The sequence below is a fragment of the Sphingomonas sp. LH128 genome, from assembly GCF_000293195.2.
GTDB classification, from domain to species: Bacteria; Pseudomonadota; Alphaproteobacteria; order Sphingomonadales; family Sphingomonadaceae; genus Novosphingobium; species Novosphingobium resinovorum_A.
In genome coordinates, this window is record NZ_ALVC01000360.1 from 1 (window position 1) to 12951 (window position 12951).

Below are 12951 nucleotides of genomic sequence, written 5' to 3' on the forward strand. Positions count from 1 at the left end.
CGCGCACCAGCGCCTCGGCGCGGGTCCAGGCGACGCCTGCCGCATCGAGGCCCGACGTCACCGCGCCGAAGAAGTCCTGCGCCTCGGCCGAGAGGAAGTCGTCGATCTTGGGGGCATCGGCGGTGAAGGGCTTGTCGCGCGGATCCTTGGAATCGAGGATGCGCAGCGGGTTGCGCTCGAGGCGGTCCTGCGAATCCTCGGACAATGCTTGCCTATGGCCGCGGAAGTATTCGACCAGCGCCGCGCGCCAGGCCTCGCGGCTCTCGCCATCACCCAAGGTGTTGAGCTGCAGCGTCACGCCGTCCGCAATGCCCAGTTCCTTGAGCAGCTGGTCGGCCATGACCAGCAGTTCCACGTCGGCCATCGGCTCGGCCGCGCCGATCACTTCGGCGTCGATCTGGTGGAACTGGCGGTAGCGGCCCTTCTGCGGGCGCTCGTAACGGAACAGCGGCCCGTGCGTCGCGACCTTGAGCGGCGCGAACTGCTTCCAGCCGTCGGTCAGGTAGGCGCGGGCGATGCCGGCGGTGAATTCGGGGCGCAGGGTCAGCGATTCGCCGCCACGATCCTCGAACGAGTACATCTCCTTGGAGACCACGTCGGTCGTCTCGCCGAGCGAGCGCGAGAACACGGCGGTCTTCTCGAACACCGGCATTTCCACGCGGCGAAAGCGGTAGAGCTTGCGCACGCGCTCGAAGGTCTCGACGACGTGGGCGAAAGCCTCGGCATCGGCGCCGAAGATGTCCTGGGTTCCGCGAATGGCCTGTGGTGTGGTGTTCATGACGCGCGCGTCTAGCCGCAATGGCGCACTTCGTGAAGTGGCCCCGCCATTTTGAGAGGCCAAAACGACGGCATCAATGGTTGCCAAATGCGGTAACAAGCGCAAAGACCTGCGCAATGAAGAATCTGCTCAAGGGCGCGACCCTCCTCACCTCCCTGCTGCTGTCGACTTCCGTTTTCGCGCAGGATGCCAACCGCTCCACCCCGATGGCCCCGCCGCTTCCGCCGGAAATGCCTGCCGCGAAGGACGTGCCTTATGCCGGCACCATCGGCCTGAACATCGACGCGAGTGACATTTCGCGCGGCGTCTACCGCGTCACTCAGACGATCCCGGTCGCACCCGGCGCGCGCGACCTGATCCTGCTGCAGGCGGGCTGGCTGCCGGGCAACCACTCGGAAACCGGACCTTACGGCCTCCTCGCCGACATTCACTTCTATGCGGATGGTCCCAATGGCACTCGGGAAATCGCCTGGGTGCGTGACACCGTCGCGGTCAACGCCTTCCACCTCGCGCTGCCCGAGGGGACGAAGACCGTCACCGCGAAGTTCGTCCACACCTCGCCGCTGCAGACCAGCGAGGGGCGCATCACGATGACGCAGGAGATGCTCAACCTCCAGTGGGAGAAGATGAGCCTCTACCCGGCGGGCTATTACACGCGCGGCATCCCGTACAAGCCGACGGTCACCTTCCCCCGGGGCTGGCAGGTGTTCACCGCGCTCGACGGCTTCCAGCGGACCGGCGACACCGTCACCTGGAACACCATCGACTTCGAGCGCCTCGTCGATTCGCCGATCTTCGCCGGCATCCATTCGCAGCGCTGGGACCTGGGCCAGAACGTCTTCATGGACGTCGTCGCCGACGAGCCCGACCTTCTCGCGATCAAGCCCGAGAACCTGCAGACTTACCGCAACCTCGTGAAGGAGGCGACGACCACGTTCGGCTCGAAGCACTTCGACCACTACGATTTCCTGCTCGCCCTCACCGACCGCATGGGCGGCATCGGCCTCGAGCACCACCGGTCCAGCGAGAACCAGCAGGAGCCCAAGTCGTGGACCGACTGGGCCGGGATGGACTGGGACCGCAACGTCATCGCGCATGAATTCGTGCACAGCTGGAACGGCAAGTTCCGCCGCGGCGCCGATGCCTGGACGCCGGACTACCAGCAGCCGATGCAGAACACGATGCTGTGGGTCTACGAGGGCCAGACCCAGTTCTGGGGCTATGTGCTGGCCGCCCGCTCGGGCGTGCAGTCGCGCGACATGGTCACGGCGATGTTCGCCACCGCTGCGGGCAAGTATGCCGAGGGAACTCCCGGCCGGTCGTGGCGCTCGGTCGAGGACACCGTCAACGCGCCGCAGCTGATGCGCCGCCGCCCGCTGCCCTACACCTCGCTCACCCGCTCGGAAGACTACTACGTCGAGGGCGCGCTGACTTGGCTCGAGGCCGACCAGATCATCCGCAAGGGTACGGGCGGCGCCAAGGGGCTCGACGATTTCGCCAAAGCCTTCTTCGGCGTGCGCGACGGCGACTGGGGCGAAGTGACTTACGACTTTGACGAAGTCGTCAAGGTGCTGAACGGCGTCTACCCCTACGACTGGGCCGCCTTCCTGCGCACGCGCCTCTATGACACCAACCAGCCCGCACCGCTGAACGGCGTGCAGATGGCCGGCTACAAGCTGGTGTGGAAGGACAAGCCCAACGCCTACGAAAAGGGCATCGCCGAGGAGCGCAAGACGCTCGACCTCACCTACTCGCTCGGCGTGACGCTGAACAAGGACGGCGACGTCACCGCGACCTTGTGGGACGGCCCGGCCTACAACGCGGGCATCGTCAACTCGACGAAGATCGTCGCGGTGGGCGGCCGTGCCTATTCGTCCGACGTGATGAAGGACGCGATCACCGCCGCCAAGGCCACGAAGGCGCCGATCAGCCTGCTGATCAAGCGCGGCGAGCGATATCAGACGGTGGCGATCGACTACCACGGCGGTCTGCGCCACCCCTGGCTGGAGAGCACCACACCGGGCAAGGTCAACGGCTTCGACAAGCTGCTGACCGCGCGCGTCAAGTAACGGGCATTTGGAAATCCGCTGAAGCGGATTTCGCGGCACCGGCCCTCTCCCCCACCCGACCACCCATAGGGTACTATCGTTGGGTGGTCGGGTGGGGGAGAGGGCCGGTGCCGCTCCGAAAATGCCCGCCTGGGCATTTTCGAACAGACTCTTACCTCCGTATTCGCGCAATCATCGCAGTATCGTCCGAAATGGCTGTTGCGACGCAATAAACGCGACGCTAAGCCCGCGCCCAACGTGTGGCCCGCCACGCAGACGAACAGTGCGAAAATAAAGAAGGACCATTATGCGCATCGACATGATCCCCGTCGGCGACAACGCGCCGAAGAGCCTGAACGTCATCATCGAAGTTCCCGTCGGCGGCGAGCCGGTCAAGTACGAGTTCGACAAGGCCTCCGGCGCGCTCTTCGTCGACCGCATCCTGCACACGCCGATGCGCTATCCGGCGAACTACGGCTTCGTGCCGCACACCCTCTCGCCCGACGGTGACCCGCTCGACGCGCTGGTCGTCGCCCGCTCGCCGTTCATCCCGGGCTGCGTCGTGAAGGTGCGCCCGATCGCCGTCCTCAACCTCGAGGACGAGCACGGCGGCGACGAGAAGCTGCTCTGCGTGCCGATCAACTCGACCTTCCCCTACTATTCGCACGTGAACGAGAAGGAAGATCTGCCCGACATCGTCTACCAGCAGGTCGAGCACTTCTTCACCCACTACAAGGACCTGGAAAAGGAAAAGTGGGTTCGCGTCGGCACCTGGGGCAACGCCGCCGATGCCGCCCGCATCGTCGAAGAGGCGATCGAGCGCTACGAGGCCTCGAAGACCGAAGCCTGAGCCAGAACGATTTACCGCGTTTTCCGAGTCAACAGGTGATCCCACCTGATTAGAAAACGCTCTAGAGTTCACTTCCCATGTGGACGGGGGCCGGCAGCGCAAGCTGTCCGGCCCCTTGGCTTTTTGGGGAGGCTCGAATCGCGCGAACGGAGCGAGAAAACCCTCCGTCATTGCGAGCGCAGCGAAGCAATCCAGAGCCGCGTAAACCGCACTGGATTACTTCGCTGCACTCGCAATGACGAGGACTCAGCTCACCACGCGGCCGCGGTTGACGCCGATGGTCTGCCCGGTGACGTAGCCCGAAGCCTCGTGGCACAGCCATGCGCAGGCATTCGCGATATCGGCGGGCTCGCCCATGCGGCGCACCGGGATGGACTGGAGCAGCACTTCGGTCGGGACCTGGAAGCGCTCGCGGTTGGCCTCGGACATGATCGTGCCCATCACCGAACCGGGCGGGATGTTGTTGACGGTAATCCCGTAAGGCCCGAATTCCTGCGCCATGGAGCGTGTCATCGTCACCACCGCGCCCTTCGACGAGGAATAGCAGATCATGTTGAGCGCCCCCGTCTGCGCCGATGAGGACGAGACGTTGACGATCCGCCCCCAGCCGGCATGCTTCATGTCCTTGATGACCAGCTGCGTCATCACCATCGGCCCGCGCACGTTGATCGCGTAGACGAAGTCCCAGCGCTCGTCGGTCAGTTCCTCGAACGGCGTGAAATCGGTCACGCCCGCATTGTTGACGAGGATCGAGATCGGCCCCAGCGCATCGCGGCACTTCTCCACGGCGGCCGCAGCCTGTTCGCGGCTGGAGATGTCGGCGCCCAGCGCGATGCCGGTGCCACCCGCGTCCCTGATCGCCTTCACCGTATCCGCGCAGCGCGCCTCGTCGAGATCGAGCACGCCCACCGCGATGCCGTCCTGCGCCAGCCGCTTCGAGCAGGCCGCGCCGATCCCGGCAGCGGCTCCGGTGACGATGGCAACACGATACGTCATGCATTCTCTCCCGAAGATTTGCGCGCAGGATTACCGGGAATTGCGCCACGCAGAAGCAGTGCTTGGTGGCAGAGAAGCAGAATCCGCCACGGCGACGTCACAGGTCGTCCCGTGCCTGTTCGGGACGACGGCAATGCAAACCCCGATCCAGTCCCTGCGTCGAGCCTTCGCGCCTATCCGTCAGCCCACCACATGCACCTGTTCGACACGTGACTTCTTTCGACGAACGACATGCGAAGTAACATCTAAGCAATCGACATATAGTGTTCATCACGCCTATTGTCCCTGCATTCACCACAACACATTTCCAGTGGCCCACAGGGCAAGGACAACGATGACTTACGAAACGTTGATCGCCGTCGACGCGCTCAAGGACATGCTCGCGTCAGGCGCGGACGTACTGATCTTCGATTGCGAATTCGAACTCGGCGCTCCCGACAAGGGGCAAGAGATTTACGCAAAGGGCCATATCCCCGGGGCCCGCTACGCCCACCTCGACGAAGACCTCGCCTCCCCGCCCGACGGCAGCAATGGTCGTCACCCCCTGCCCGCGCCGGTGGCGATGGCGGCCTGGCTGCGCGCGCAGGGGCTGCGCAAGGAGCAGCAGGTCGTCGCTTACGACAGCAACGGCGGCGCCTGGGCCGCGCGGCTGTGGTGGCTGCTGCGCTGGCTCGGCCATGCCCCCGTCGCCGTGCTCGACGGTGGCAAGCCCGCCTGGGTCGATGCCGGCCTGCCGCTGGAGACGAGCACCCCGCAAGTCGCCGCCTCGGGCGATTTCGAGCCCGGCGATGCACTCGTGCCCGCCCCGGTCAATGCCGCCGAAGTCCTCGCCAATATCGACGGCGCCGCCGCACAAGTGCTCGATGCGCGCGATCCCTCGCGCTTCGCGGGCACACCCAACCCGCTCGACCCCGTGGCCGGACACATCCCGGGGGCCCGCAACCGCTTCTTCCGCGACAACCTCGGCGCCGATGGCCGTTTCCGCCCGGCCGAAGATCTCGCCGCCGATTTCTCCGCCTTGCTGGGCGAGACCCCGGCGATCCTCCAGTGCGGCTCCGGCGTCACCGCCTGCCATAACGCGCTGGCCATGGCGGTGGCGGGCCTGCCCGGCGGACAGCTCTATCCCGGCTCGTGGAGCGAGTGGATCGCCGACCCCGCGCGGCCGGTGGCGACGGGGTCCGATTAAAGAGCTGTAACCTCCGGCATGACAGTACTTGTGAGTTGTATTGCGATGAAAAACCGCGTTCGCTGAACACCTTGGACGGGTTAGGTCCTTCGGGAACAGGGACAGGCATGCAAGAGGCGCCGCGCGCGGATGTTCTGAAAAGTGTCCTCGCGGCGGTGCTCGCGCCGGTGTTTGCGATCGCCGTTCCCATGCCGGGGTGGGCGGCCGCACCGCCAGTCCCTTCAGCGCCAGTCCCTTCAGCGCCAGTCTCTTCGGCGGCGGCTTCCTCGGCCACGGAACTGCGCGACTTGCGCGGCTACGACACCAGCGGCAATCCCGAAGCAGCGCTGCGCCATGTCGATGACGTGCTCGCCCGCGCCGGGGCCGCGCCGCGAACCGATCCGGTGGACCTGCTCTATGCTCAAGCGGTCAAGGCCCGGGCACTCTCCTCGCTCGACCGGACCGAGGAGGCGCTGGCGCTGCTGCGCGCCGTCGATACCGGCCTCACCGCCCGCAAGGCCCCGGTCACGCCCGAGCGCGCCAGCCTGCTGCTGCACATAGGTTCCGAACTCGGCACCCTGGGCAAGCTGGACGAGGCGCAGGACTATACCACCCGCGCGCTCGCCCTCGCCGAGAAGCTGGGTGGGCGCCGGAGCCCCGAATATGCCGAGGCGCTCTACGGCATGGCCCTGCTCGACTACATGCGCGGCGCGCAAGGCGCGGCCATTCCGAAGATAGCCGAGGCGCTGGCGATCGCCCGCGCTCACGCGCTCGCGACGGGCGAGAACCTCGACAGCCCGGCCGAGTACGGCATCAGCCTCAGCGCGCTGCAACTGAACGTCTCGGACGGCGACAGCGCCGTCCTCACCGCGCGCGAGGCGGTCGCCTGGGCCGAGGCGCGCTTGCCCGAGAACCACCGCGTACGCGTGCAGGCGACGCAGCAACTGGGCGCGATCCTCGCCGAGACAGACCAGTATGCCCAGGCGATCCCGATCCTGCGTGCAGCACTTGAAAAGCGCCGCGCGATCCTGCCCGCCAACGACCCGAAGCTGGCGCTCTCGCTCCACGCCCTCGCCTTCGCGCTCGACAATGCAGGAATGCGCGCGGAAGCCGGGCCGCTCTACGACAAGGCGGTGGCGATCTTCGAGGGCAACCCCGATCGCATCCAGGCCAACAGCCTCGCCACCATGATCGGGCAGCAGGCGCGCATGGCCCAGTGGGAGGGCGACCAGACGCGCGGCCTGGCCCTGCGCGAAAAGGCGCTGGCCGTAGCCCGCCGCTATTCCGCTTCGCCGGAGGACCTGGCGGTGCTGACCGCCGAGTACAACCTCGCCTCCGCGCTCGTCAGCGCCGGGCGGGTGGACGAGGCCCGCCCCCTGCTCGATCATGCGCGCAAGGGCTTCCTCGCCGGCACCGGGCCGACGAACAAGCGGCGCTTCACCGCAGCCTCGCTGGCCGCCCGCATCGCCGTCAGGGAGGGCCGCAATGCCGAGGCTCTGGCCACCCTGACCGACGCGCTCGCGCCGCTGCGGACCCGCCTGCTCGACCGCGCCACCGCCCGGCGCGACGTCGTGACGATGGCAGCCGAATCGCGCGCCGCCTTCATGCAACTGGCCCGCATCGCCATCGACACCGACGCGCCGGACCGCGCCTTCGACGCCTTGCAGATGGCCAACCTTGGCGACCTGCAGGGGGCCTTCTCTTCGCTCGCCGCGCTTCGGGACGACTATGGCCCCGAGGCGCGCGAGGCGATCCGCAGCTACCTCACCCTCGCGGCAGACGGGCGACAGCTGCGCAAGCGCCTCGACCGCGCGCTGATCGCCGGGGACCGCGCCATCATCGCAGACCTCGAAGCAAAAGTCGCCGAAAGCGATGCGCGTGCGCGCGAAGCGGACGCGCGCCTTGCCGCTCTGGTGCCGGGCTACCGTTCGCTCACCGCCGTCGAACCCGCGCGCCTCGCCGATGCCCGCGCCCGGCTGAAGCGCGGGCAGGCGCTGCTGCTCGTCGGCGCCGACGAAGGCGGTCTGGTGACCCAGCTGGTCTCGCATGATGGTGTCGTCTCGGGCGATGCCGAGGTCTCGGGGCGGCACCTGATGCAGCTGCAGCAGCGCCTGCGCGCCTCGATCGAGAACGGCCTGCTCGACGAAGGCCGTGCCGGGTTCGACCGGCAGGCCGCGTTCGAACTGTTTCGCCTGATCTTCCCGGACCCTGTCCGCAAAGCGCTGCGATCGGTGCGCGAACTGGAAATCCTCGCCCCCGGCAGCCTTGCCACCCTGCCTTTCGCTGCACTGGTGACGCGCACGCCCGAGGGCGCGGACACCGATCCTCAGGCTCTGCGCAATACGCATTGGCTGGCCCGCGATCTTGCCACCAGCGTGATGATCCGCGCCGATCCCCTGCCCCGGCGGGCGGAGACAGGAAAGGGAACAGCCACCTTCGCGGGCATCGGCGCCCCTCTGCTGGGACCGCCGACCATGCTGGCGACGCGATCCGCCTCGGCGCTCAAAGTGGGCGACGTCAGCGTGGAATCGCTTGCCCGGCTCGGCAGCCTGCCCGATGCCGAGCGTGAACTGCGCACCATGGCCAGTCACTTCGCGGGCGACAGCCAGCTCCTGATCGGCCCGCAGGCGACCGAGGCGGCGGTAAAGCAGGCCCCTCTCGACCAGGCGCGGGTGATCGCCTTTGCGACGCACGGCCTCGTCGGCGGAGGCTTGCGGGGCCTGGTGGAGCCGGCCCTCGTCATGACCCCGCCCAAGCTCGCGACGCCCCTCGACGACGGGCTGCTGACCGCCTCGGAGATTGCGCGGCTGCGCCTCGATGCGGACTGGGTGATCCTCTCCGCCTGCGACACCGGCGCGGGCGACAGCGAGAATGCGCCGACCTATTCGGGGCTCGCCCGGGCCTTCATCTCGGCGGGATCGCGGGCGCTGCTGCTCTCGCACTGGCCGGTGCGCGACGACGTGGCCGGACGGCTGACGCTGCGCACGCTCGAAGGAGCGCATGGTAAGGTTTCGCGGGCGGAGGCGCTGCGGCGCGCGCAAGTCGAGGTGCTGAAGGCACACGACGTGCCGGGCGGGGCGCATCCTGCGACGTGGGCTGCGTTCGTGCTGGTGGGGGATTGAGGGGCGGGCTTTCGGCCCACCCCGTCCGGCTAAGCAGCAAGCTGCCAAGCCTCCCGGCCGTCCCGCAAGCGGAAGGGCGTTCTCTCTGCTCCCTCCCGTTTGCGGGAGGGCGCTCCCCTCTTCTCCCCTCCCGCTTGCGGGAGGGGCTGGGGGTGGGCCTCCTTCCGCTTACTTCGCCAGTTCAGCCTCGATCGCGCCGGTCAGCAGCGGGTCCTGCGGCGCGGTGCCCGGCGCGAAACGGCCCGCGACCGAACCGTCGCGCGCGATCAGGAACTTCTCGAAGTTCCACAGCACTTCGGGATCGTCGTTCGGGACGATGCCGTAGCCCTTGAACTTCTCCTTCATGCCCTCGACGTCGCCCTGCTTGGTGGGCACCGCCTCGGTCAGCGCGGCGTAAAGCGGCTGCTTGGCCTCGCCGGTAACGTCGGCCTTGGCGAAGAGCGGGAACGAGACGCCGTAGTTGATCGAGCAGAACTCGGCGATTTCCTCATGCGTGCCGGGCTCCTGCGCGCCGAAGTCGTTGGCCGGGAAGCCCAGCACCTCGAAGCCCTTGTCCTTGTATTCGCCGTAGATCGCCTCGAGGCCCTCGTACTGCGGGGTGAGGCCGCACTTGGACGCGACGTTGACCACCAGCAGCACCTTGCCGGCGTGATCGCCGAGGGTGTCGGGCTTGCCGTCGATGCGGGTGAGCGGGATGGAGGCGAGGTCGGCCATTGGATGTTCTCCCATTAGAGTTCGGGCGGGTTATGCGCACGACTGGATGACCGCCGCAAGACTATGCAGGCAAACCGCCGAGGACTGGAGAAATCCACTCCGGGTCATGCGCGAAGGGCATCTCCGCGCCGCCGCGCAGGGCGGTGAGGATCGCGGCGAAATCGGTTTCGGCACGCCAGCCGAGCAGGCGAGCGGCCTTGGCGGGATCGTAGACGCGCTCGATCCTCTCGGGCAGAACCCAGCCCGCGCGGGCGTAGAGGTCGGCGGCATCGGGATGGTAACGGGCGATCACGGCGCGCGCATCGCGGGCCAGCTGCGCCGCATCCTCGCGCGCGAAAGGCGGCGGGGCGGAGAGCACGAAAGTCTCACACCCCTCGATCCGCTCCAGCGCGGCAAGGTGGGCGAGCGCGGCATCACCCACGGTCAGGCGGCGGTTGAGGAACTCGTTTGCCTTGAGGTTGGGGCCGGAGGGGACCACGTGCGTATCGTCGTCCTCCGGGAAGAACCGCCCGGTGCGCAGGATCGCCACGGCCATGCCGCTTTCGTGCGCGATCTGGCGGCACAAGTCCTCGGCGGTGCGCTTGGTGATGCCATAGACGTTGCGCGGGGCGAGCGGGCCGAACGCCTCGTCCATCCACCACGCGCCGTGCTCGCCTGCCCCGGCGCGCACGTCTTCTCGCACCATCAGCGAGGTGGTCGAGGTGAACACGAAGCGTGCGTGTCTCGCATCCACCGCCGCTTCCAGCAGGTTGAGCGTGCCCGTAACGTTGACGTCAACGAAGGCCCGCCGCCCGAACCGGGCGATGTCCGGCTTGTGCAGCGCGCCCGAGTGGATCACCGCCTCGATCCCGTGGTCCGCGACGGTGCGGAACACCAGCGCGCGGTCCGCCACCGAACCCAGCACCGTCGTCGCAGCGCCCGTCGCCACGTCGAGGCCGATGACCTCGTGCCCGCGCAAGGCCAGCAGCGGTGCCAGATGCCGACCCAGCCAGCCGGAAGAGCCCGTCAGCAGGATGCGCATGGCGTCAGGCGGGGGCGCGGTAGTCGGCGATGATCGCGCCGGCTTCGGCCAGTTCGGCCTCGTGGCTTTCCTCGCGCCAGGTCTCGGCGAGGGCTTCCTCCTCCCACTGGCGCATGGCAGGGTGGGCGAGCATCGCATCGACCCAGGCCTGCCCGCCGCCGACGTCAAGGCCATACGTGCGGATGCGGAAGGCAACCGGCGCGTAGAAGGCATCGATGGCGGTGAACTCGGCGCCTGCCAGCCAGGGTCCGCCGAAGCGCCCCAGCCCTTCCTCGAACATCTCGCGCAGGCGGTGGATCTCGCGGACCAGCGCGCCGCTCATCGGCCGCAGCTTCACGCGCACGCCCACGTTCATCGTGCACACATTGCGCAAGGCGGAGAAGCCCGCGTGCATCTCGCATACCGCGCTCTGGGCGAAGGCGCGGGCGTCAGGCGCCTTGGGCCAGACGGCGGGATGGCGGTCGGCGAGATAGAGCGTGATGCCGAGCGAATCCCACACGGTACGCTCCTCGTCGATCAGCGCGGGCACCTGGCCGGTGGGGGAAAAGCTGCGGAACGCGTCGTAGTTCACCGGCATGGTGAAGGGCTCAAGCTCATCCTCGAACGGGATGGCGAGCGCTTTCATCAGCACCCACGGGCGCAGCGACCAGCTCGAATAGTTCCGGTTCGCGGTGATGAGGGTGTAAGTCATGGATGGTCCCTTGCGAAGAGTGCGCGAGGGATAGCGTGATCGGCGGGTTCTGCCCACCCCGTCCGGCCAGTTCGCTGGCCTCTCAAGCCTTCCGGCCCTCCCGCAAGCGGGAGGGCTTGGTCGCTCTTCTCCCCTCCCGCTTGCGGGAGGGGGCGGGGGTGGGCCTTCCTGCGGTCAGCTCACGTAATGCGCCGTCGTCTTCGCGGCGACTTCCTCGGCCGTCACGCCGGGCGCGAGTTCGATCAGCCTGAACGGACTGTCGTGGTCCGGGCGCTGGAACACCGCGAGGTCGGTGATCACCATGTCCACCACGCCCACGCCCGTCAGCGGCAGGGTGCAGGCGGGTATGAACTTGGGATCGCCGTTCTTGGAGGTGTGCTCCATGACGACGATGATCTTCTTCACGCCCGCGACGAGGTCCATGGCGCCGCCCATGCCCTTGATCATCTTGCCGGGGATCATCCAGTTGGCGATGTCGCCGTTCTCGGCCACTTCCATCGCGCCCAGCACGGTCAGGTCAATGTGCCCGCCGCGGATCATGCCGAAGCTGGTGGCGCTGTCGAAATAGGCCGAGTGCGGCAGCTCGCTGATGGTCTGCTTGCCCGCATTGATGAGATCGGGATCGACCTCGTCCGGGTAGGGGAACGGCCCGATGCCAAGCATGCCGTTCTCGCTCTGCAGGGTGACGGTGATGTCCTCGGGCACGTAGTTCGCCACTAGCGTCGGAATGCCGATGCCGAGGTTCACGTAGAACCCGTCCTGAAGCTCCTTCGCCGCGCGCGCGGCCATTTCGTTACGATTCCAGGGCATCAGACGGCCTCCCTTTCACGCGTCGTCGTGAACTCGATCTTCTTGTCGTAAGGCGCGCCCACGACGATGCGCTGGACGAAGACACCCGGCAGGTGGATCGCGTCGGGATCGAGCGAGCCGGTGGGGACGATCTCCTCCACCTCGACCACGCAGACCTTGCCGCACGTGGCGGCGGGCACGTTGAAGTTGCGCGCGGTCTTGCGGAACACGACGTTGCCGGTTGCGTCCGCCTTCCACGCCTTGACGATCGACAGGTCGGCGAAGATCCCTTCCTCGAGGATGTAGTCCTCGCCGCGGAACTGCTTCACTTCCTTGCCTTCGGCGACTTGCGTGCCCACGCCGGTCTTGGTGTAGAAGCCCGGAATGCCAGCGCCGCCGGCGCGCATGCGCTCGGCCAGCGTGCCTTGCGGGCAGAACTCGACTTCAAGCTCACCGGCGAGGAACTGGCGTTCGAACTCCTTGTTCTCGCCCACGTAGGACGAGATCATCTTCTTCACCTGCTTGGTGCGCAGCAGCTTGCCGATGCCTTCGTTGTCGATGCCGGCATTGTTCGAGGCGAACGTCAGGTCCTTGACGCCCGCATCGCGGATCGCGTCGAGCAGCCTTTCAGGGATGCCGCAAAGCCCGAAACCGCCACTGGCGATCAGCAGGCCGTCCTTGAGCACGCCTTCCAGCGCGGCCTCCGCACTGGGGTAGATCTTGTTCATCGAGGCAAATCCTCTTCTTTTTTGAGAGAGGCGGCACCGGCCCGCGCCC

General features: G+C 67.2%; 11 protein-coding genes. 4 read left to right on the plus strand and 7 right to left on the minus strand.

Features of this window, described 5'->3' with window-relative positions:
- The coding region (gene hisS, locus LH128_RS24815) for a histidine--tRNA ligase (RefSeq protein WP_008832444.1) at positions 1 to 778 on the minus strand (778 nt) is incomplete at its 3' end.
- A 116-nt stretch (positions 779 to 894) separates the two neighbouring features.
- On the opposite strand from hisS, the gene LH128_RS24820 reads away from it, so the two are divergent.
- Both LH128_RS24820 and ppa read left to right on the plus strand, forming a co-directional pair.
- On the plus strand, positions 895 to 2847 hold the full coding sequence (locus LH128_RS24820) for a M61 family metallopeptidase (protein ID WP_008832445.1): 1953 nt from the start codon (positions 895 to 897) through the stop codon (positions 2845 to 2847).
- A 286-nt stretch (positions 2848 to 3133) separates the two neighbouring features.
- Positions 3134 to 3676: an inorganic diphosphatase gene (gene ppa / locus LH128_RS24825; RefSeq protein ID WP_008832446.1), complete on the plus strand. Its 543-nt coding sequence runs from the start codon at positions 3134 to 3136 to the stop codon at positions 3674 to 3676.
- 246 nt (positions 3677 to 3922) lie between these two features.
- Here ppa and LH128_RS24830 read toward each other — a convergent pair whose 3' ends face one another.
- Positions 3923 to 4672 carry an SDR family NAD(P)-dependent oxidoreductase gene (locus LH128_RS24830; protein ID WP_008832447.1) on the minus strand — a complete coding sequence of 250 codons (750 nt, stop codon included), beginning with the start codon at positions 4670 to 4672 and terminating at the stop codon, positions 3923 to 3925.
- Between the two features lie 334 nt (positions 4673 to 5006).
- On the opposite strand from LH128_RS24830, the gene LH128_RS24835 reads away from it, so the two are divergent.
- The gene (locus LH128_RS24835; RefSeq protein WP_008832448.1) at positions 5007 to 5858 is read left to right on the plus strand and encodes a sulfurtransferase; all 852 of its coding nucleotides are present in this window, start codon (positions 5007 to 5009) and stop codon (positions 5856 to 5858) included.
- Between the two features lie 107 nt (positions 5859 to 5965).
- Positions 5966 to 8959, plus strand: a complete 2994-nt coding sequence (locus tag LH128_RS24840) for a CHAT domain-containing protein (RefSeq protein ID WP_008832449.1) — start codon at positions 5966 to 5968, stop codon at positions 8957 to 8959.
- Positions 8960 to 9127: 168 nt separating this feature from the next.
- Here the strand turns inward: LH128_RS24840 and LH128_RS24845 are convergent, their stop codons facing one another.
- From LH128_RS24845 to LH128_RS24865, 5 genes are all read right to left on the minus strand, one after another.
- Entirely contained in the window at positions 9128 to 9673 is a 546-nt protein-coding gene (locus LH128_RS24845; RefSeq protein WP_008832450.1) for a glutathione peroxidase, read from the minus strand.
- Positions 9674 to 9734: 61 nt separating this feature from the next.
- A complete protein-coding gene (locus tag LH128_RS24850) occupies positions 9735 to 10694 on the minus strand; it encodes an NAD-dependent epimerase/dehydratase family protein (protein WP_008832451.1) in 960 nt (319 codons plus the stop codon).
- A 4-nt stretch (positions 10695 to 10698) separates the two neighbouring features.
- A complete protein-coding gene (locus LH128_RS24855) occupies positions 10699 to 11385 on the minus strand; it encodes a glutathione S-transferase family protein (RefSeq protein WP_008832452.1) in 687 nt (228 codons plus the stop codon).
- 174 nt (positions 11386 to 11559) lie between these two features.
- Positions 11560 to 12195 (minus strand): CoA transferase subunit B, encoded by a 636-nt coding sequence (locus LH128_RS24860; RefSeq protein WP_008832453.1) that lies wholly within the window; start codon positions 12193 to 12195, stop codon positions 11560 to 11562.
- Positions 12195 to 12902, minus strand: coding sequence for a CoA transferase subunit A (locus LH128_RS24865; RefSeq protein ID WP_008832454.1), 708 nt, complete (start codon positions 12900 to 12902; stop codon positions 12195 to 12197). Before LH128_RS24865 ends, LH128_RS24860 begins: the two co-directional genes overlap by 1 nt.
- Between the last annotated feature and the right edge of the window lie 49 nt (positions 12903 to 12951).

Coding starts and splice junctions, on each gene's coding strand:
- LH128_RS24865 (WP_008832454.1), bottom strand. CDS start 12,902: ATGAACAAGATCTACCCCAGTGCGGAGGCCGCGCTGGAAGGCGTGCTC.
- LH128_RS24840 (WP_008832449.1), top strand. CDS start 5,966: ATGCAAGAGGCGCCGCGCGCGGATGTTCTGAAAAGTGTCCTCGCGGCG.
- LH128_RS24830 (WP_008832447.1), bottom strand. CDS start 4,672: ATGACGTATCGTGTTGCCATCGTCACCGGAGCCGCTGCCGGGATCGGC.
- LH128_RS24835 (WP_008832448.1), top strand. CDS start 5,007: ATGACTTACGAAACGTTGATCGCCGTCGACGCGCTCAAGGACATGCTC.
- LH128_RS24845 (WP_008832450.1), bottom strand. CDS start 9,673: ATGGCCGACCTCGCCTCCATCCCGCTCACCCGCATCGACGGCAAGCCC.
- LH128_RS24820 (WP_008832445.1), top strand. CDS start 895: ATGAAGAATCTGCTCAAGGGCGCGACCCTCCTCACCTCCCTGCTGCTG.
- ppa (WP_008832446.1), top strand. CDS start 3,134: ATGCGCATCGACATGATCCCCGTCGGCGACAACGCGCCGAAGAGCCTG.
- LH128_RS24860 (WP_008832453.1), bottom strand. CDS start 12,195: ATGCCCTGGAATCGTAACGAAATGGCCGCGCGCGCGGCGAAGGAGCTT.
- LH128_RS24855 (WP_008832452.1), bottom strand. CDS start 11,385: ATGACTTACACCCTCATCACCGCGAACCGGAACTATTCGAGCTGGTCG.
- LH128_RS24850 (WP_008832451.1), bottom strand. CDS start 10,694: ATGCGCATCCTGCTGACGGGCTCTTCCGGCTGGCTGGGTCGGCATCTG.